Raw genomic sequence first — 18,810 nt, 5'->3', positions numbered from 1 at the left:
GGCCGGGCCTCTCAGGTGCGGAACGGGAAGCCGTACAGGTGCAGGGCGACGTTCTCGCGCCCCTCGGTGTCGCCCGCGGCCTCGGCCGCGCGCCCCTTGTCGACGTAGCGGGTCATCAGGGCGTCCACCTCGCGGGCCAGCTCGGCCAGTTCGGCGGAGGTCAGCCGGGAGAGGTACTCGGAGTCGAACGAGGCACTGTTCCACTCGGGGCCCCAGAAGGGGCGTTCGTCGAGGTGGCGGTGGTACAGCTCGCTGCGGTGCGCGAAGAAGAGCCGGGAGGCGGCGCGGTGGGCGGCGGCCTTCTCCGGCGCGTCGCGGAAGTCCTCGTCGTGGATGCTGACGCCGTCCGCGGCGGGCCGCCACCAGCGCTCGCGCCCGTCGGCGCTCTGCGGTTCCGCCGGTTCGACGAGTCCGTGCTCGGCGAGCTTGCGCAGGTGGTAGCTGACGAGCGAGACGGCCTCGTCGACGAGTTCGGCCAGCCGTGAGGCCGTGGCCACGCGTTCCAGGTACAGGGCCCGGTAGAGGTTAAGCCGCAGGGGGTGGGCGAGCGCCTTGAGCGTGCCCACGTCGGTGATCCGCTGGTTCTCCCTGCCCGTCATGCCCCCACCGTAGAAACGAAGGGGAAATTGCGCAACTCTTCTTGCGCAATTTTCCTTTCGCATCTCGCGACGAGCGGGCCCCGACCGCTCCGTGCGGCCGGGGCCCGTTCACGTCGGCGCGCTCGCGCGAACCGTCACCGCACCGGGTGACCGGCTTCGCGCAGCGTGTCCTTGACCTCGCCGATCCTCAGGTCGCCGAAGTGGAACACCGACGCGGCCAGCACCGCGTCCGCGCCCGCCTCGACGGCCGGCGGGAAGTCCGTGAGCCGCCCGGCTCCGCCGGAGGCGATCACCGGGATCCTGACGTGCCGGCGGACCGCCGCGATCATCTCCAGGTCGTAGCCGTCCTTCGTGCCGTCCGCGTCCATCGAGTTGAGCAGGATCTCGCCCGCGCCCAGCTCGGCCGCGCGGTGCGCCCACTCGACGGCGTCGATGCCGGTGCCCTTGCGGCCGCCGTGCGTCGTCACCTCGAAGGACCCCGACGGCGTGCGCCGGGCGTCGACGGACAGCACGAGCACCTGGCTGCCGAACCGCTCGGCGATCTCCCTGATCAGCTCCGGGCGGGCGATCGCGGCGGTGTTCACGCCCACCTTGTCGGCGCCGGCCCTCAGCAGCCTGTCGACGTCCTCCGGGGTGCGTACCCCGCCGCCGACGGTCAGCGGGATGAACACCTGCTCGGCGGTGCGGCGCACCACGTCGTAGGTGGTCTCGCGGTTGCCCGAGGAGGCGGTGATGTCCAGGAAGGTCAGCTCGTCGGCGCCCTCGGCGTCGTAGACCTTGGCCATCTCGACGGGGTCGCCCGCGTCGCGCAGGTTCTGGAAGTTGACGCCCTTGACGACGCGTCCGGCGTCCACGTCCAGGCAGGGGATGACCCGTACGGCGAGCGTCATGCCGAGACCTCCCCGCGGAACGCCTCGACCTCGACCTCGACGACCAGGCCCGGATCCACCAGACCGGAGACGATGAGCATCGACGCGGCGGGCCGGACGGCGTCGAACAGCTCCTTGTGCGCGCGGCCGACGTCGTCCACGTCCCGCGCGTGGGTGAGGTACATGCGGGTGCGCACGACGTCCTCGCGCCCGAGGCCCAGCTCCGCCAGCGCCGCGAAGGCGACGTTGAAGGCGTTGAGCGTCTGGTCGTAGGGGCCGCCGCCGGCGATCTGACCGTCCACGACCGAGGTGCAGCCGGAGACCAGCACCAGGCCGCCGGGAAGCTCCACCGCGCGCGAGTAGCCGAAGGCGTCCTCCCAGGGCGCGCCGGTCGCGACGCGTCGCAGCGCGCTCACCGGGCCACCGCCTCCAGGGCCTCTTCGAGGGTGAACGCCTTGGCGTACAGCGCCTTGCCGACGATGGAGCCCTCGACGCCGAGCGGCACCAGCTCGGCGATGGCGCGCAGGTCGTCCAGGGACGAGACGCCGCCGGACGCCACGACCGGGCGGTCGGTCACCGCGCACACGTTGCGCAGCAGCTCCAGGTTGGGGCCCTGGAGGGTGCCGTCCTTGGCGATGTCGGTGACGACGTAGCGCGCGCAGCCCTCCTTGTCGAGGCGGGCCAGCGTCTCGTAGAGGTCGCCGCCGTCGCGGGTCCAGCCGCGGCCGCGCAGGGTCGTTCCGCGCACGTCCAGGCCGACCGCGATCTTGTCGCCGTGCTCGGCGATCACCTTGGCGACCCACTCGGGCGTCTCCAGGGCGGCCGTGCCCAGGTTCACGCGGGTGCAGCCGGTGGCCAGCGCGGCGGCGAGGGTGTCGTCGTCGCGGATGCCGCCGGAGAGCTCCACCTTGATGTCCATCGCGCCCGCGACCTCGGCGATCAGCGCCCGGTTGTCGCCGGTGCCGAACGCGGCGTCCAGGTCGACCAGGTGCAGCCACTCGGCGCCCGAGCGCTGCCAGGCGAGGGCGGCCTCCAGCGGGGAGCCGTAGGAGGTCTCGGTCCCGGACTCGCCGTGCACCAGACGGACGGCCTGGCCGTCGCGGACGTCGACGGCGGGGAGGAGTTCGAGCTTGCTCACAGTGTTCCGATCCAGTTGGTGAGGAGCTGGGCTCCGGCGTCGCCGGACTTCTCGGGGTGGAACTGCGTGGCCCACAGGGCGCCGTTCTCCACGGCGGCCACGAACGGCCTGCCGTGCGTCGACCAGGCCACCTTGGGAGCGCGCATCGTCGGGTTGAGCACTTCCAGGGACCAGTCCTGGACGGCGTAGGAGTGCACGAAGTAGAAGCGCGCGTCCGCGTCCAGTCCGGCGAACAGCTCGGAGCCGGCCGGGGCGTCGACGGTGTTCCAGCCCATGTGGGGGACGATCTCGGCCTGGAGCGGCTCGACCGCGCCGGGCCACTCGTCGAGGCCCTCGGTCTCCACGCCGTGCTCGATGCCGCGGGCGAAGAGGATCTGCATGCCGACGCAGATGCCCATCACCGGGCGGCCGCCGGAGAGCCTGCGGCCGATGATCCAGTCGCCGCGGGCCTCCTTCAGGCCGCGCATGCAGGCGGCGAAGGCGCCGACGCCCGGCACCAGGAGCCCGTCGGCGTTCATGGCGGTGTCGAAGTCACGGGTGATCTCGACGTCGGCTCCGGCGCGGGCGAGGGCGCGCTCGGCGGAACGGACGTTGCCGAAGCCGTAGTCGAAGACGACGACCTTCTTCGCGCCGCTCAATTCCACACCTCCAGCCGCACGACGCCCGCCGCGAGACACATCGCGGAGCCGATCGACAGCAGCACGATCAGGTTCCTGGGCATCTTCTGCTTGACGAAGGAGTAGACACCGCCGGCGAGGAAGAGGCCGACGACGATCAGGACGGTGGACAGTCCGCTCATGGGGTTACAGCGCGCCCTTCGTGGAGGGGAGGATGCCGGCCGCGCGCGGATCGCGCTCACAGGCGTAGCGCAGGGCCCGGGCCAGCGCCTTGAACTGGCACTCCACGATGTGGTGGGCGTTGCGCCCGTAGGGCACGTGCACGTGCAGGGCGATCTGCGCCTGGGCGACGAAGGACTCCAGGATGTGCCGGGTCATCGTCGTGTCGTACGCGCCGATCATCGGCGCCATGTTCTCGGGCTCGGTGTGCACGAGGTAGGGGCGGCCGGAGAGGTCGACGGTGACCTGGGCGAGCGACTCGTCCAGCGGGACCGTGCAGTTGCCGAAGCGGTAGATGCCCACCTTGTCGCCGAGGGCCTGCCGGAAGGCGGCGCCGAGCGCGAGGGCGGTGTCCTCGATGGTGTGGTGGGAGTCGATGTGCAGATCGCCGTCCGTCTTGACGGTGAGGTCGAACAGACCGTGACGGCCGAGCTGGTCGAGCATGTGGTCGTAGAAGCCGACGCCGGTCGCCACGTCGACCTTGCCGGTGCCGTCGAGGTCGATCTCGACGAGGACCGACGTCTCCTTCGTGGTGCGCTCTGTACGTCCTACGCGGCTCATGCGCTCTGCTCCTTCTTGACTTCACGGACCGCGTCGAGGAACGCGTCGTTCTCTTCGGGGGTTCCGGCGGTGACCCGCAGCCGGCCGGGCACGCCGTTGTCCCGGACCAGGACGCCCCGGTCGAGGATCTGCCGCCAGACGGCGTGCGCGTCCTCGAACCGCCCGAACTGCACGAAGTTGGCGTCGGACGGCGTGACCTCGTACCCGGCGGCGAGCAGCCCGCTCACCAGCCGGTCGCGCTCCGACTTCAGCTGCTCCACGTACTTCAGCAGCGTGTCGGTGTGCTCCAGCGCGGCCAGCGCCGTCGCCTGGGTGACGGCCGACAGGTGGTAGGGCAGCCGGACGAGCTGGACGGCGTCGACGACCGCCGGGTGCGCGGCGAGGTAGCCGAGGCGCAGTCCCGCCGCGCCGAAGGCCTTCGACATCGTCCGCGAGACGACGAGATTCGGCCGTCCTTCGAGCAGCGGCAGCAGTGACGCGCTGTGGCTGAACTCGACGTAGGCCTCGTCGACGACGACCATCGACGGCTTGGCCGCCTGGGCGGCCTCGTACAGCGCGAGGACCGTCTCGGCGGGGACGGCGGTGCCGGTGGGGTTGTTGGGGGTGGTGACGAAGACGACGTCCGGGCGGTGCTCGGCGATCGCCTTCTCGGCGGCGTCGAGGTCGACGGTGAAGTCCTCGTTGCGGGGGCCGGAGATCCAGCCGGTCCCGGTGCCGCGCGCGATGAGCGCGTGCATCGAGTAGGACGGCTCGAAGCCGATCGCGGTGCGGCCGGGCCCGCCGAAGGTCTGCAGCAGCTGCTGGAGGACCTCGTTGGAGCCGTTGGCCGCCCACACGCCGGCCGCGGTGACCGGGTGCCCCGTGGTGTCGGTGAGGTACTCGGCGAGCCGGGTGCGCAGCTCGACGGCGTCCCGGTCCGGGTAGCGGTTGAGGTGGCGGGCGGCCTCGCGCACGCGCTCGGCGATCCGCTCGACCAGCGGCTCGGGCAGCGGATAGGGGTTCTCGTTGGTGTTCAGCCGTACGGGGACGTCGAGCTGGGGAGCGCCGTAGGGGCTCTTGCCGCGCAGTTCGTCGCGGACCGGGAGATCGTCGATTCCGATGTTCACTGGACCGTCGGCACCTTCCACCCGAACCTCGCCTTGATCGCCGCGCCGTGCGCCGGCAGGTCCTCCGCCTCCGCCAGCGTCACCACGTGGTGGGCGACGTCGGCGAGCGCCTCGCGCGTGTAGTCGACGATGTGGATGCCCCGCAGGAAGGACTGCACGGACAGCCCGGAGGAGTGGCAGGCGCAGCCGCCGGTGGGCAGGACGTGGTTGGATCCGGCGGCGTAGTCGCCGAGGGAGACCGGCGCCCAGGGGCCGACGAAGATCGCGCCCGCGTTGCGGACCCGGTCGGCGACCGCCGCGGCGTCCGCGGTGTGGATCTCCAGGTGCTCGGCGCCGTAGGCGTCGACGACCCGCAGGCCCTCCTCGACGCCGTCGACGAGGACGATCGCCGACTGCCGGCCGGCGAGCGCCGGGACGATCCGGTCTTCGACATGCCGGGTGGCCGCGACCTGCGGTTCCAGTTCCTTCTCGACGGCGTCCGCCAGCTCCACGGAGTCGGTGACCAGGACGGCTGCCGCCAGCGGGTCGTGCTCGGCCTGGCTGATCAGGTCGGACGCGACGTGCACCGGGTCGGCGGTGGCGTCGGCGAGGACGGCGATCTCGGTCGGGCCCGCTTCGGCGTCGATGCCGATCTTTCCGGTGAAGTAGCGCTTGGCGGCGGCCACCCAGATGTTGCCGGGGCCGGTGACCATGTCGACCGGAGCGCAGGACTCGGTGCCGTACGCGAACATCGCGACGGCGGTGGCGCCGCCGGCCGCGTACACCTCGTCGACGCCCAGCAGCGCGCACGCGGCGAGGATCGTGGGGTGCGGGAGGCCGCCGAACTCGGCCTGCGGCGGCGAGGCCAGGGCGATCGACCCGACGGCCGCCTCCTGGGCCGGCACCGCGTTCATGACGACCGACGACGGGTAGACCGAGCGGCCGCCGGGCGCGTACAGCCCGACCCGCCCGACGGGCACCCACTTCTCCGTCACCGAGCCGCCGGGCACTACCTGGGTGGTGTGCGTCGTACGGCGCTGCTCGCGGTGGACGAGACGGGCCCGGCGAATGGACTCCTCCAGGGCCGCGCGCACGGCCGGGTCGAGCCGCTCCAGCGCCTCGGCCATCGCGCGCGCGGGGACGCGGACGGATTCCAGCCGCACCCCGTCGAACTTCTCCGCGAAGTCGATCAGCGCCGCGTCGCCCCGATGATGCACGGCCTCGCAGATCGGACGCACCTTCTCCAGGGCGGCCGAGACGTCGAAGTCGGCTCGGGGCAGCAGGTCGCGCAGGGCGGGGCCCTCGGGGAGGGCGTCGCCGCGCAGATCGATTCGGGAGATCACGTGGTCAATTCTCTCAGACCGGGATCGGGGGTCGTCCGCGCGTATCAATGGCTGATACAGAACATGGCCGGAATCCGGAAGATCCTCTTCGCCTCCGGAGTCCGGGGGCCGCCGACCGGGCATGAACAGCCGTGCGAACGCAGTGCGTGAGGGAAGAGGAGCGTGGAGTGACCGAGGGGGCGGGCATCCGAACGGGCGGCGACGCCGGAGAGCTGCCGGACGATCTGACGGCCGCCGAAGCCGGCATGTGGCAGGCCTTCCGCAACGGCAGCGTGTACGACCTGAGCTGCGGGGACACGGTCGTCGACGATCCGCACGGCGGGCATCCGTGGGGTCCTTCGCGCACCGTGCGGGCCCGGATCGTCGCCTGGCTCCTGCTGGCCGGGCCGCCCGCGCTGTCCGGCCGGGTGGCCTCGCTGAAGCTGGCCGGCGTGCAGATCAGCGGCTCCCTGGACCTCGCGGGCGGCACGGTCGTGCCGTACGTGGAGATGAAGCGCTGCCGCTTCGAGCGCGAGGTGCGGCTGCCGGAGGCCCGGTTCGCGACCCTGCGGATGGTGGACTGCTCGGTGCCGCGCCTGGAGGCCGCCCGGCTGCACACCGAGGGCGATCTGCATCTGCCGCGCTGCCGGTTCCACAACGGCGTGCGGCTCACCGACGCGCACATCGGCACGGACCTGCTGCTCAACCAGGCGATCGTCTACCGCGACCGCACCGGCCGCTCGATCGCCGCCGACGGGCTGACGGTCGGCCAGGACCTCCAGGCCGAGCTGCTGGAATCGCACGGCGAGCTGAGTCTGCGCAGCGCCAAGATCGGCGTCTCGCTGAGCCTGCGCGGGGCGCGCCTGGCCAACCCGTACACGCGGCTGGCGCTGAACGCGCCGCAGCTCACGGTGGAGCGCTCGCTGTATCTGACCCCGGCCGGCGTCGGGGGCCAGGCGCTCAGCGGCACGACCCCCGCGCGCGGGACGCGCATCCAGCGCTTCGAGTGCCGGGGCGGGGTGCGCCTGGACGACGGCCGGTTCGGCGACGCCGTCGACCTGGAGCGGGCCCGGTTCGCCTTCACGGACGACCAGGAGCTGTCGCTGCGCCGGGTGCAGACGTCCGAGCTGCGCTTCCTCGGGGAGCAGCCGGGGCGCGGCAAGGTGGTGCTGTCCGGCGCGCGGGTGGTGAACCTGGTGGACCGGGCGAGCGCGTGGCCGGGGCCGGGCAGTCTGCACATGGGCGGCTTCGCGTACGAGAACCTGGTGCCGCAGGGCCCGTTCTCGCTGGCGGACCGGCTGCGCTGGGTGGCCGCCGCGACCGCCGAGTACGCGCCGGAGCCGTACGAGCGGCTGGCGGCCGTGCTGCGGGCCGGCGGGGAGGACGAGGACGCCCGCGAGGTCCTGCTGGCCAAGCAGCGCCGCCGGCGCGAGACCCTGCCGCCCGCCGCGAAGCTCTGGGGTTACGCGCAGGACTGGACGGTGGCCTACGGGTACCGGCCGGGCAGGGCCGCGGTGTGGATGGCGGTGCTGTGGGCCGTCGGCTCGCTGGCCTTCGCGCACGCCGCGCATCCGGCCGTCGACCCCGGCGGGCATCCGCCCTGGAACCCGGCGCTGTTCGCGCTGGACCTGCTGCTGCCGGTCATCGATCTCGGGCAGGTGGGCCAGTGGCAGCTGCGCGGGGGCTGGCAGTGGCTGTCGGCGGCCCTGATCCTGCTGGGCTGGGTCCTGGCGACGGCGGTGGCGGCGGGCGCGACGCGTCTGCTGCGCCGAGGCTGACCGCGGCCGCGCCGGGGCCTGCGCGACCGCCCGCCTTTACCCTCCCTTGACCTGACGGCGTACAACTTTCCGCGGGTTGCCCGCACCCTCTGGCGCGATCTGAACCTGCGGCTTTTCAATGGTCGGCACCATGGCTCTGCTGCCCCCCTTCATCCGCGCCTCCCGGACGTCCCGGCCGGCACGGTACGTCGCCCCCCACAGCGCCGCCGGGCTCCCCACCGACGACGAGGTGCTCCTCGACGTGCCGGACGACCGGCTCGGCCCCGCGCTCGTCGCGGCCGGCCTGGGCGCCTACGCACCCGCCGCCGCCCTGCTGCTTCGCACCCGCGAACGCGCCGAGTGGGAGTACCGCGACCGGTACGCCGTCCGGCTGGCGTCCTTCGCCCTCTCCCGCCCGGAGTGGTTCGAGGACTGGCGCGCCGCCGCCCCGCGCGACCCCGACGTCCTGCTCGTCTCCGCGCAGCTCGCGGTGGCCCGCGCGTGGGACTCGCCGGCCCGGGCCGAACTGCTGCGCGAGGTGAGCCCGCTGATCACGGCGGCCGCGCAGAGCGACGTCCGCGACCCGGTGCCGTGGCGGATAGCGCTGGACCACGCCCGCGGCGCCCGCGCCGGGCACAAGTACTTCGGCGAGCTGTGGGCGGCCGCGGTGCGCCGCGCCCCGCACCACTACGGCTGCCACGTGGCGGCCAAGCGCTATCTGGCCGAGTCCTGGCACGGCTCGCACCGCGAGTGCTTCGACTTCGCCGACCGGGCCGCGCAGGACGCGCCGGCCGGCTCCCTCGTCCAGGCCCTGCCGGCCCGCGCGGCCTTCGCCTACCTGGCCGACGGCTGCGGCCCCGAGGTGCCGCGCGAGCGGCTGGAGGCGGCCGCCGACCGGGCCGTCGAGCTGTCGGCCCGCTTCCCGGCGGCCGACCCGTGGCCGGCCGAGATACGCAACGTGCTCACGTACGTCCTGGTCCGCCTCGGCCGCCGCGACGAGGCCCTCGCCCAGCTGCGGCTGATCGGCCCGTACGCCACGTCCTTCCCCTGGGACCGGTTGTCCGACGACCCCCTCGGGCACTTTCTGGCGGTCCGGGAGGAAGTGGTCTCGGGACCGTCCGGGGAGCCTTCCAAAGGGCCGGGGAGCGGGCACGGCGGACGAGCCCGCCCGCCGGACCACTAGGCTTCTGCGTCGTGACCACCGTCCGTCTGCCGCTCTTCCCCCTGAACTCGGTGTTGTTCCCGGGACTCGTGCTCCCGCTCAACGTCTTCGAGGAGCGTTATCGCGCCATGATGCGCGACCTCCTGAAGACCCCCGAGGACGAATCGCGCCGGTTCGCCGTCGTCGCCATCCGCGACGGCCACGAGGTGGCGCCCAGCTCCCCCGGCCTGCCCGACCAGACGGCGCTGCCCGAACGCGGCCCCGCGGCCGGTTTCGGCGACGACCCGGTCAAGGCCTTCCACGGCGTCGGCTGCGTGGCCGACGCCGCGACCGTCCGCGAGCGCGCCGACGGCACCTTCGAGGTGCTGGCGACGGGCACGACCCGCGTGAAGCTGCTGTCGGTGGACGCCTCCGGGCCCTTCCTGACGGCGGAGCTTCAGGAACTGCCCGAGGACCCGGGTGAGGAGGCGGGCGCCCTCGCGGAGGGCGTGCTGCGGTCCTTCCGCCAGTACCAGAAGCGGCTGGCGGGCGCCCGCGAACGCTCGCTGACCACGGGCGCCGACCTCCCGGACGACCCGTCGGTGGTGTCGTACCTGGTGGCCGCGGCGATGATGCTGGACACCCCCACCAAGCAGCGGCTGCTCCAGGCCCCCGACACGGCCTCCCGGCTGCGGGACGAGCTGACCCTGCTGCGCGCGGAGACGGCGATCATCCGCAACCTGCCCTCGCTGCCCGCGGCGGAACTGACCCGCGGCCCGACGAGTCTCAACTGACGTCACCGAGAAGGCCCGTATGGCGAAGAAGTCGAAGAAACAGCAGCAGTCCGGGGGCACGCCCGCGACGGTGGCCCTGACGGCGGCCGGCGTGGAGTTCACGGTCCACGCCTACGACCACGATCCGAACCACCCGTCCTACGGCGAGGAGGCGGCCCAGGCGATGGGCGTCTCCCCCGACCGGGTCTTCAAGACCCTGGTCGCCGACGTCGACGGGGCGCTCACCGTGGCGGTGGTCCCGGTGGCCGGCTCCCTGGACCTGAAGGCCCTGGCGGCCGCGGTGGGCGGCAAGCGCGCGGCGATGGCCGACCCCACCCTCGCCGAGCGCACCACCGGATACGTCCGGGGCGGCATCTCCCCGCTGGGCCAGCGCAAGCGGCTCCCGACGGTCCTGGACGACTCGGCGACCGCCCACGCCACGATCTGCGTCTCGGCGGGCCGCCGGGGCCTGGAGGTGGAGCTGTCCCCGAAGGACCTGGCGGAGCTGACGGCGGCCGTCCTGTCCCCCATCGGCCGCGGCTGAGCCGCTTCGGCGCATCCTCGCCGACCGCCTCGGGGCCCGGGCCCGGGCCTGGGTCGCGGCCGGACACGGTCCCGGGCCGGACACGGTCCCGGGCCGGAGATGGTCCCGGGCCGGAGATGGTCTAGGACAGGGGTGACCCGTATCCGTCTTTACCGTGTGCGGCGGCCGGCCCGTAGGGCTGGTACTGCTCGGGGTCGCGCGGTCCGAACAGCGCCGTGAGCCCCAGATGCACCAGCGCGGCGGCGAACGGCCAGGCCAGGAGCGCGCCCTTCGCCCCGAGCTTCAGCGGCGCGGAGAACGTCACCCCCTTGCCCACCGACCGCGCGTGCGCGATCACGTCGGAGTCGGGCCCGAGCCACAGCCCCAGCCGCCAGGCCAGCAGCGAGCCGAGGAAGCCGCCGAGCGCGAGCGCGACGACGAGCGGGACTCCCCCGCGCCGCCGCAGGCAGAACACCGCGACCGCGCTCACCGTGCCGCACGCCAGGCCCAGCAGCGCGAACGTTCCGTCCACCCCGATCGCCTGCTCGCCCTCGGTGTCCTTGAAGTAGACGACCCACTGGTCGTCCGCCAGGTCGCCGACGAGCGGGACGTTCGGGGCCAGCCACGCCCACAGCAGCCCGAGCAGTACGCCCGCGACGGCGACCGCGACCGTGATCACGGCGGCCTCGCGCAGTTCGGTCCTCATCCCGGGCCCGTCCTGTCCGTACGCGACGTCGTGGGGGGCGGCGGCCGGACCCGCGTGCCCCGCGGGCGACGGCGGCCAGGTCCCGTGCGAGGACGGTTCGTGCGGCGGCGGGGGCGGAGTCAGCGGTGCGGTCACCCTGACATCGTGCCAGGCCCGCCCGGGCGGCGCTTCATCGGACGGCGGCCCGGCGGTACGCCCAGGTGGCGACGGCGAGCGAGACGACGCCCACCCCCGCGCACACGGCGAGGTCGCCGAGCACCAGCGCCCAGTCCGGATCCGTCCCGAAGGTCCGGGCGAACGCCTCGACCCCGTAGGTCGAGGGCAGCAGGTCGCGGGCGAAGCGCACCGCCTGCGGCATGCGGTCCGGCGGCAGCACGCCCAGCAGCAGCGCGGCCGACATGCCGAGCTGGCCGAGCACCGTGGCCAGCTCCGGCCGTGGCGCGAGCAGCCCGAAGGCCGCGCCGAGCCCCGACAGGGCGGCGCCGGCCAGTGGGATCACGGCCGCGAGGACCCACAGATGCGTCAGGGGCAGCCCGAACAGCACGCATCCGAACACGGCGGTCACCAGCGTGCCGGGCACCGTGAAGGACGCGTACGCCCCCGCCGCGCCCAGCACCACGGCCGCGGGCGGCACGGGCAGCGTCGCGTAGTGGTCCAGTCCCCCGCTCGCCCGCAGCTGCCCGAAGTACTGGGCGAGCAGGTTCAGCGCGACGAAGGCGACGACCAGCACCGCGGACCCCGCGACCACCGACTCGGCCTCGTGACCGCCGTCGACCACGCCCCGCATCATGATCAGGATGCCGACCGACTGGAAGGTCGCGACGAACAGCAGCGGGATGCGCGCCACCCGGGCGCGGGACAGCTGGGCCCGGTACACGGCCGCCAGCGACGGCCACAGCCGGGCGCGCGGCGCGAGTTCGGCGGCGCCGGCGGGGGCGGTCCGGGTGACGCCCCGGGCGCCGCCCGGCAGAACCTCGGCGGGTACGACACTCACGTGACGCTGCTCCTTTTCCCTACGGTTCTCATACCGTCCCATACGGCCCCGCCGTCCCGCCCGCTCACCCCGGGGCGCCTCGGCCTCCCCGTCTCCCGCTCGCTCACGCGCGCACCAGCCCCTGCCGTGCCGCCCCGCCCAGCGCCAGGTAGACGTCCTCCAGGCTCGGGGTGGCCAGGGTGAAGTCGTCCAGGGCGGCGAAGGCGGCCCCGCCGGTGACGGTGGCGACGACGGCCCGGGCCTCGTCGGGGGCCAGGCGCAGCGTCCAGCGGCGGCCGGACTCCACGGCCCGCTCGCGCAGCGCGGCGACCTCCGGCACGTCCAGCGGCGCACGCTCGCGCCACACCAGCTCCACCCGCACCTCGCCGGCGACCTGCTCCTTGAGCCCGGCGGGGGTGTCGCAGGCGATGACCCGGCCCCGGTCCAGGACCGCGACCCGGTCCAGGACGGTCTCGGCCTCGATGACGTTGTGGGTGACGAGCAGCACGGTCGTCCCGCGTTCGGCCCGCCGCCGGTCGACGGCGGCCCACACGGCCCGGCGCGCGACCGGGTCCATTCCGGTGGTCGGCTCGTCGAGCACCAGCAGGGGCCGCTCGCCCACCAGCGCGGCGGCGAAACAGGCGAGTCGGCGCTGTCCCCCGGACAGTTTGCGCAGCGGCCGTCCGGCGAGCGGGGTGAGGCCCAGTTCGTCGAGGACGGCGTCGCGCTCCCGGCGGGCGGCGTGCACGTCCAGGCCGCGCAGCCGGCCGGTGGTCTCCGCGGCCAGCGAGACGGTGAGTTCGTCGAGGGCGGTGGACTCCTGGCCGAGGTAGGCGAGGATCCGGGCGGCCCGGTCGGGGTGGCGGACGATGTCGTGGCCGAGGATCTCCACCCGGCCCGCGTCGGGCCGCATCAGGCCGGTCATCTGACGTACGAGGGTGGTCTTGCCCGCGCCGTTGGGGCCGAGGAGCCCGAAGATCTCGCCGCGCCGGATGTCCAGCCGCACGTCGTCCGTGGCCCGGACCTCGGGGGTCGCGGGAGCGCCGCGCCGGCCCCGGACCGCCGGGTAGGACTTCGTCAGCCCGCGCACGGCGCACACGACCTCGTCCCCGTGCCGAAGTGCCGATGCCGCGCGCGTACTCACAAGGCACGAGACTACGGGGTCGGGGACCTCCGCTCGCCGTCGGGGGCGGGGGCCGGACCCGGTTCAGTCCCCCGCCGGAGCGTGCTCGGCGGCCGTGCGGACGTCGATCTCGCGCCAGAAGCCCGCCCGGATGGCGTAGCGGTCGTGTTCGTCGATCTGGTCGTCCTTGTGGGCGAGCAGGCCGAAGCGGGCGGCGTACCTGAGCAGCTCGCCGTCGATGCGGTGCGGGATCCGTGGATACATGCCGGACAGCTTCTGCAGATGGCCCTGGTCGCCGAGGCGGCCGATCCAGCGGCGGGCGAAGACCTGGCCCACCTCGTAGGGGTCGCCGCCGACGGTGGTGATGTCCTCCTCGCGGTCGGCCCACCGCTGCTCGGCCGTGGTGACCTGCGCGAGCGTGGGCATCGAGGCGATGTCGGGGGGCTCGGGGGCGGTGCCGGGGCGGTCGACCCAGCCCTTGTCGGAGGACCAGCGCAGGGTGGCCGTGGCGGGGTGCGGGGCGGTGTGGGCGCCGGGCGCGCGCAGGGCGGCCAGGTCCTTCGGGGTGGGCACGCCCTTGGGGGCCGGTACGCGCTCCTGGACGCCGTTGTCGGAGCCGCCGCCCCCGGAGGGGTGCTCGGGCTCGTCGGGGGCGCGTTCGGCGGTCGGCGCGAGACCGGAGTCGGGCAGCGGGGCGGAGAGGATGGCGGCGATCTCGGGGCGGGGGACGGGCGGCGGCGCGCAGATCCCGCCCAGCTCCTTGGCGCGAACGGCCTTGGTGATCCAGGTGCGGTCCAGGACGCGCCGTTCGTCGGCCTCGGCGACCAGGTCCTCGGACTGGTTGTAGTCGCCGTCGGCGGCCTGCACGGCCCACAGGTGGACGGCGACGCCGTGCTCCTTGGCGGCCATCATCCCGGGCAGCAGATCGCCGTCGCCGGTGACGAGGACGACGTCGGAGCAGGCGCGGTTGCGGGCCAGCTCGGTCAGCTCGGCGTGCATGGCGGCGTCGACGCCCTTCTGGGCCCACCGCCCGTCGCTGCGGGTCAGGGCGCCCAGCCGGACGGTCACCCTGGGCATCACCCGCAGTCTGCGGTGCTCCGGCTGCGGAACGCGGTCGGGTGCGCCGTCGAACCAGTAGATGCGCAGCAGCGGCCGCTCGGTCTCGGACTCGGCCTGTTCGCGCAGGCCCTGGACGAGGGCGGCGTGGTCGACGGTGATACGGGATCGCGAGGGCTCTCCGGCGAGGAGACTCGCGGCCGCCCCCAGCAGATACCCGGCGTCCACCAGGACGATGCAGCGGTCCACACGACTCACCCTCTTTCCGGGAGGTTTGCTTCGGGCTTCCTTCGAGTCTGCCCGACGGCGCGGAGGTTAACGGCCCGAACTCGATCTTCGGCGTGGCGTTTCGAGCACGTGCGCGCCGACAACCCCTGTTACAGACGGTAATTATCCGAAATGCGTCGTAAGTCAGCCTATGTGAATCTGGTCCCGGCCCTGGCCCCTAGATCCCCCCAGGAGGCAGAGCACCATGGCCAAGAACAAGAAGCAGGAACGTAAGCAGCCGCAGTCCGAGCGTGGTCAGCAGACGGCACGGCCGTCCACGATGGAGACCCAGGCCGAGCAGCACATCGCCCAGGTGACACCCGCCGACATGGCCCGCAAGGGCCGCCAGAAGCGCTTCGGCCACAACTGACGTCGGCACGACGGGCTGTTGCAGCCCGGACACAGCGAGGGGCGCATCCGGTTGCGGATGCGCCCCTCAGCCGCGTGGTCGCGTGGTCGCGTGGTCAGCCGGCCAGGCAGGACGGGCCGAGCAGCACCTTGAGGTCGCCGAACAGGGCGGGATCGGGCTTGACGCGGTGCCGGTCCAGACGCAGCACGGTCGTCTTCGTCGGGCCCTGGAGCCTGATCCGGACCTCGCTGTCGCCGCGGTGGTGGGTGAGGATCTCCCCGAGGCGGTTGATCATCGGCGGGGTGACCCGGGTGGCGGGGATGGTGAGGATCACGGGCGCGTTGGTGCCCGCGTTGGACAGGTCGGGGACCTGGAGTTCCATCGCGACGAGCCGCGGCACGTCCTCGCGCTTGTCGAGGCGGCCCTTGACGAAGACGACGGCGTCCTCGACGAGTTGGGTGGAGACGAGCTGGTAGGTCGCGGGGAAGAACATGCACTCGATGGAGCCCGCGAGGTCCTCCACGGTGGCGATCGCCCAGGCGTTGCCCTGCTTGGTCATCTTGCGCTGGAGGCCGGAGATGATGCCGCCGATGGTCACCACCGCGCCGTCCGCGTGCTCGCCGCCGGTGAGCTGGGCGATGCCCGCGTCGGCCTTGTCGGACAGCACGTGCTCCAGGCCGAAGAGCGGGTGGTCGGAGACGTACAGGCCGAGCATCTCCCGCTCCTGGGCGAGCAGATACGTCTTCTCCCACTCGTCGGTGGTGAACTCGACGTCGAGTCCGAAGCCGGGCTCGCTCGTGTCCTCCTCTCCCATCCCGCCGAACAGGTCGAACTGGCCCTCGGCCTCCTTGCGCTTGACCGCGACCACGTTGTCGATCATCGGCTCGAACTGCGCGGTGAGGCCCTTGCGGGTGTGCCCCATGGTGTCGAAGGCGCCCGCCTTGATCAGCGACTCCGTGGTGCGCTTGTTGCAGGCGACCGCCTCGACCTTGTCGAGGTAGTCGGGGAAGGAGGCGTATTTGCCCTTGGCCTTGCGGCTCCTGATGATCGAGTCGACCACGTTGGTGCCGACGTTGCGGACGGCCTCCAGCCCGAAGAGGATCACGTCGTCGCCCTGGGCGGCGAAGTTGTGCACGGACTCGTTGACGTTCGGCGGGAGCACCTTGATGCCCATGCGCCGGCACTCGTTGAGGTAGATCGCGGACTTGTCCTTGTCGTCCTTGACCGAGGTGAGCAGCGCGGCCATGTACTCGGCCGGGTAGTTCGCCTTCAGATAGGCCGTCCAGTACGACACCAGTCCGTACGCGGCGGAGTGCGCCTTGTTGAACGCGTAGCCGGCGAACGGCACCAGGACGTCCCACAGGGCCTGGATCGCCTCGTCGCTGTAGCCGTTCTTCTGGGCGCCGGCCTGGAAGATCGTGAAGTTCTTCGCCAGCTCGTCGGGCTTCTTCTTGCCCATCACGCGGCGCAGGATGTCGGCCTCGCCGAGCGAGTAGCCCGCGATGATCTGGGCCGCCTTCTGCACCTGCTCCTGGTAGACGATCAGGCCGTAGGTGACCGCCAGGACCTCTTCGAGCGGCTCCTCCAGCTCCTTGTGGATCGGGGTGATCTCCTGGAGCTTGTTCTTGCGCAGGGCGTAGTTGGTGTGCGAGTCCATGCCCATCGGGCCGGGCCGGTACAGCGCGGAGACGGCGGAGATGTCTTCGAAGTTGTCCGGCTTCATCAGGCGCAGCAGCGAACGCATGGGGCCGCCGTCGAACTGGAAGACGCCCAGGGTCTCGCCGCGCTGGAGCAGTTCGAAGGTCTTGGGGTCGTCGAGCGGGAGGCTGAGCAGCTCCAGGTCGACGCCCTTGTTGGACTTCACCATCTTGACGGCGTCGTCCATGATCGTCAGGTTGCGCAGGCCCAGGAAGTCCATCTTCAGCAGGCCGAGCGACTCGCAGCTCGGGTAGTCCCACTGCGTGATGGTCACGCCGTCGGTGTGCCGGACCCAGACGGGCACGTGCTCGGTGATGGTCTCGCTGGACATGATCACGCCGGCGGCGTGCACGCCCATCTGCCGGACCAGGCCTTCGACGCCCTTGGCGGTGTCGATGACCTTCTTGACGTCCGGCTCGTTCTCGTACATCGCGCGGATCTCGCCGGCCTCGCTGTAGCGCGGGTGCGAGGGGTCGGTGATGCCGTTGAGGTCGATGCCCTTGCCGAGGACGTCGGCGGGCATGGCCTTGGTGAGGCGGTCGCCCATCGCGTACGGGTAGCCCAGCACGCGCGCGGAGTCCTTGATGGCGTTCTTCGCCTTGATCTTGCCGTAGGTGCCGATCATGGCGACCTTGTCGGCACCGTACTTCTCGGTCACGTAGCGGATCACCTCGACGCGCCTGCGCTCGTCGAAGTCGATGTCGACGTCGGGCATGGAGACGCGCTCGGGGTTGAGGAACCGCTCGAAGATCAGGCCGTGCGGGATGGGGTCGAGGTCGGTGATGCCCATGGCGTAGGCGACGATCGAGCCGGCCGCGGAGCCTCGGCCGGGGCCGACCGCGATGCCGTTGTTCTTGGCCCACATGATGAAGTCGGCGACGACGAGGAAGTACCCCGGGAACCCCATCTGGATGATGACGTCCATCTCGTACTCGACCTGGCGCTGCCGGTCGTCGGGGATGCCGCCGGGGAAGCGGCGCTCCATGCCCCGGCGGACCTCCTCCTTGAACCAGCTGACCTCGGTGTAGCCCTCGGGGATGTCGAACTTCGGCATGAGGTTCTTGGCCTCGAACATGCCGGTGGTGTCGATCTGCTCGGCCACCAGGAGGGTGTTGGCGCAGCCCTCCTGCCAGGCGTCCGAGGAGTCGATGGCGTACATCTCCTCCGTGGACTTCAGGTAGTAGCCGGTGCCGTCGAAGCGGAAGCGGTCCGGGTCGGAGAGGTTCTTGCCGGTCTGGATGCACAGCAGCGCGTCGTGCGCGGTCGCCTCGTGCGCGTACGTGTAGTGCGAGTCGTTCGTCACCAGCGGCGGGATGCCGAGCTTCCTGCCGATCTCCAGGAGGCCGTCGCGGACCCGGTGCTCGATGTCGATGCCGTGGTCCATCAGCTCCAGGAAGTAGCGGTCCTTGCCGAAGATGTCCTGGTACTCGGCGGCCGACTTCAGGGCCTCGTCGAACTGGCCCAGGCGCAGCCGGGTCTGCAGCTCGCCCGAGGGGCAGCCGGTGGAGGCGATGAGCCCCTCGGACCACTGGGAGATGGTCTCCTTGTCCATCCGGGGCCACTTCTGCAGCCAGCCCTCGGCGTACGCGTCCGAGGACAGCCGGAAGAGGTTGTGCAGGCCCGTCGCGTTCGCCGCCCAGATCGTCTTGTGGGTGTAGCCGCCGGAACCGGAGACGTCGTCGCGCTTCTGGTGCGGCTGGCCCCACTGGATCTTGCGCTTGTTGCGCCGCGACTCCGGGGCGACGTACGCCTCGATCCCGATGATCGGGGTGACTCCGGCCTTCTTCGCGGAGTGGAAGAAGTCGTAGGCCCCGTGCAGGTTGCCGTGGTCGGACATGGCGATGTGCGTCATGCCCATCTCGTTGCACGCGTCGAACATGTCCTTGAGCCGCGCGGCACCGTCCAGCAGCGAGTACTGGGTGTGGACGTGCAGGTGCGTGAACGGCGGCTTCGACACGGGTGCGGCCTCCAGGGAACCAGGGGTCTACGGGCGTCCCACGGGTTGCGGACGGTCCGGGGGACAGCGTCGAAGTC

19 protein-coding genes are annotated in these 18,810 nt (G+C 72.3%); 5 read left to right on the top strand and 14 right to left on the bottom strand.

What is annotated here, in order from left to right; all coding sequences use genetic code 11:
* Positions 1-11: 11 nt before the first annotated feature.
* From ACGFSH_RS04805 to hisD, 9 genes are all read right to left on the bottom strand, one after another.
* Positions 12-599, bottom strand: a complete 588-nt coding sequence (locus ACGFSH_RS04805) for an ArsR/SmtB family transcription factor (protein ID WP_393344974.1) — start codon at positions 597-599, stop codon at positions 12-14.
* Between the two features lie 134 nt (positions 600-733).
* The gene (hisF, locus tag ACGFSH_RS04800; RefSeq protein ID WP_393344972.1) at positions 734-1,489 is read right to left on the bottom strand and encodes an imidazole glycerol phosphate synthase subunit HisF; all 756 of its coding nucleotides are present in this window, start codon (positions 1,487-1,489) and stop codon (positions 734-736) included.
* Positions 1,486-1,884 carry a RidA family protein gene (locus ACGFSH_RS04795; protein WP_393344970.1) on the bottom strand — a complete coding sequence of 133 codons (399 nt, stop codon included), beginning with the start codon at positions 1,882-1,884 and terminating at the stop codon, positions 1,486-1,488. Before ACGFSH_RS04795 ends, hisF begins: the two co-directional genes overlap by 4 nt.
* A complete protein-coding gene (gene priA, locus ACGFSH_RS04790; RefSeq protein ID WP_393344968.1) occupies positions 1,881-2,606 on the bottom strand; it encodes a bifunctional 1-(5-phosphoribosyl)-5-((5-phosphoribosylamino)methylideneamino)imidazole-4-carboxamide isomerase/phosphoribosylanthranilate isomerase PriA in 726 nt (241 codons plus the stop codon). Before priA ends, ACGFSH_RS04795 begins: the two co-directional genes overlap by 4 nt.
* Positions 2,603-3,250: an imidazole glycerol phosphate synthase subunit HisH gene (gene hisH, locus ACGFSH_RS04785; protein WP_393344966.1), complete on the bottom strand. Its 648-nt coding sequence runs from the start codon at positions 3,248-3,250 to the stop codon at positions 2,603-2,605. The genes priA and hisH overlap by 4 nt, the downstream gene beginning before the upstream one ends.
* Complete coding sequence (locus ACGFSH_RS04780; protein ID WP_329408889.1) at positions 3,241-3,405, bottom strand: hypothetical protein; 165 nt, start codon at positions 3,403-3,405, stop codon at positions 3,241-3,243. The genes hisH and ACGFSH_RS04780 overlap by 10 nt, the downstream gene beginning before the upstream one ends.
* A 4-nt stretch (positions 3,406-3,409) precedes the next feature.
* Positions 3,410-4,003: an imidazoleglycerol-phosphate dehydratase HisB gene (gene hisB / locus ACGFSH_RS04775; RefSeq protein WP_393344964.1), complete on the bottom strand. Its 594-nt coding sequence runs from the start codon at positions 4,001-4,003 to the stop codon at positions 3,410-3,412.
* Entirely contained in the window at positions 4,000-5,109 is a 1,110-nt protein-coding gene (locus tag ACGFSH_RS04770; RefSeq protein ID WP_393344962.1) for a histidinol-phosphate transaminase, read from the bottom strand. Before ACGFSH_RS04770 ends, hisB begins: the two co-directional genes overlap by 4 nt.
* On the bottom strand, positions 5,106-6,431 hold the full coding sequence (gene hisD, locus ACGFSH_RS04765) for a histidinol dehydrogenase (RefSeq protein WP_393344961.1): 1,326 nt from the start codon (positions 6,429-6,431) through the stop codon (positions 5,106-5,108). Before hisD ends, ACGFSH_RS04770 begins: the two co-directional genes overlap by 4 nt.
* A gap of 167 nt (positions 6,432-6,598) precedes the next feature.
* On the opposite strand from hisD, the gene ACGFSH_RS04760 reads away from it, so the two are divergent.
* From ACGFSH_RS04760 to ybaK, 4 genes are all read left to right on the top strand, one after another.
* Positions 6,599-8,188 carry an oxidoreductase gene (locus tag ACGFSH_RS04760; protein ID WP_393344959.1) on the top strand — a complete coding sequence of 530 codons (1,590 nt, stop codon included), beginning with the start codon at positions 6,599-6,601 and terminating at the stop codon, positions 8,186-8,188.
* Between the two features lie 118 nt (positions 8,189-8,306).
* The gene (locus ACGFSH_RS04755) at positions 8,307-9,350 is read left to right on the top strand and encodes a hypothetical protein (protein ID WP_393344957.1); all 1,044 of its coding nucleotides are present in this window, start codon (positions 8,307-8,309) and stop codon (positions 9,348-9,350) included.
* Positions 9,351-9,361: 11 nt separating this feature from the next.
* A complete protein-coding gene (locus ACGFSH_RS04750) occupies positions 9,362-10,102 on the top strand; it encodes an LON peptidase substrate-binding domain-containing protein (protein ID WP_393344955.1) in 741 nt (246 codons plus the stop codon).
* 19 nt (positions 10,103-10,121) lie between these two features.
* The gene (ybaK, locus tag ACGFSH_RS04745) at positions 10,122-10,625 is read left to right on the top strand and encodes a Cys-tRNA(Pro) deacylase (protein ID WP_393344953.1); all 504 of its coding nucleotides are present in this window, start codon (positions 10,122-10,124) and stop codon (positions 10,623-10,625) included.
* Positions 10,626-10,746: 121 nt separating this feature from the next.
* Here the strand turns inward: ybaK and ACGFSH_RS04740 are convergent, their stop codons facing one another.
* The 4 genes from ACGFSH_RS04740 to ACGFSH_RS04725 form a co-directional block, all read right to left on the bottom strand.
* A complete protein-coding gene (locus ACGFSH_RS04740; protein ID WP_393344951.1) occupies positions 10,747-11,445 on the bottom strand; it encodes a DUF2567 domain-containing protein in 699 nt (232 codons plus the stop codon).
* A gap of 34 nt (positions 11,446-11,479) precedes the next feature.
* Positions 11,480-12,304, bottom strand: coding sequence for an ABC transporter permease (locus ACGFSH_RS04735; protein WP_393344949.1), 825 nt, complete (start codon positions 12,302-12,304; stop codon positions 11,480-11,482).
* A gap of 103 nt (positions 12,305-12,407) precedes the next feature.
* Complete coding sequence (locus ACGFSH_RS04730) at positions 12,408-13,382, bottom strand: ABC transporter ATP-binding protein (protein WP_393345485.1); 975 nt, start codon at positions 13,380-13,382, stop codon at positions 12,408-12,410.
* 108 nt (positions 13,383-13,490) lie between these two features.
* Entirely contained in the window at positions 13,491-14,711 is a 1,221-nt protein-coding gene (locus ACGFSH_RS04725) for an NYN domain-containing protein (RefSeq protein WP_393344947.1), read from the bottom strand.
* A 223-nt stretch (positions 14,712-14,934) separates the two neighbouring features.
* On the opposite strand from ACGFSH_RS04725, the gene ACGFSH_RS04720 reads away from it, so the two are divergent.
* On the top strand, positions 14,935-15,099 hold the full coding sequence (locus ACGFSH_RS04720; RefSeq protein WP_329408910.1) for a hypothetical protein: 165 nt from the start codon (positions 14,935-14,937) through the stop codon (positions 15,097-15,099).
* A 94-nt stretch (positions 15,100-15,193) separates the two neighbouring features.
* Here the strand turns inward: ACGFSH_RS04720 and dnaE are convergent, their stop codons facing one another.
* The gene (gene dnaE, locus ACGFSH_RS04715; protein ID WP_393344945.1) at positions 15,194-18,733 is read right to left on the bottom strand and encodes a DNA polymerase III subunit alpha; all 3,540 of its coding nucleotides are present in this window, start codon (positions 18,731-18,733) and stop codon (positions 15,194-15,196) included.
* Positions 18,734-18,810 lie beyond the last annotated feature (77 nt).

The organism is Streptomyces sp. NPDC048481 (assembly GCF_043200075.1).
In the GTDB taxonomy this organism is placed as follows: domain Bacteria; phylum Actinomycetota; class Actinomycetes; order Streptomycetales; family Streptomycetaceae; genus Streptomyces.
Note: the sequence above shows the minus strand (reverse complement) of the source record. Positions and strands in the feature narration are given on the sequence as shown.

Bases quoted from the DNA above. Each gene is read 5' to 3' on its own strand.
- ACGFSH_RS04805 (WP_393344974.1), bottom strand. From the start codon at position 599: ATGACGGGCAGGGAGAACCAGCGGATCACCGACGTGGGCACGCTCAAG.
- hisF (WP_393344972.1), bottom strand. From the start codon at position 1,489: ATGACGCTCGCCGTACGGGTCATCCCCTGCCTGGACGTGGACGCCGGA.
- ACGFSH_RS04780 (WP_329408889.1), bottom strand. From the start codon at position 3,405: ATGAGCGGACTGTCCACCGTCCTGATCGTCGTCGGCCTCTTCCTCGCC.
- hisB (WP_393344964.1), bottom strand. From the start codon at position 4,003: ATGAGCCGCGTAGGACGTACAGAGCGCACCACGAAGGAGACGTCGGTC.
- ACGFSH_RS04755 (WP_393344957.1), top strand. From the start codon at position 8,307: ATGGTCGGCACCATGGCTCTGCTGCCCCCCTTCATCCGCGCCTCCCGG.
- ybaK (WP_393344953.1), top strand. From the start codon at position 10,122: ATGGCGAAGAAGTCGAAGAAACAGCAGCAGTCCGGGGGCACGCCCGCG.
- ACGFSH_RS04720 (WP_329408910.1), top strand. From the start codon at position 14,935: ATGGCCAAGAACAAGAAGCAGGAACGTAAGCAGCCGCAGTCCGAGCGT.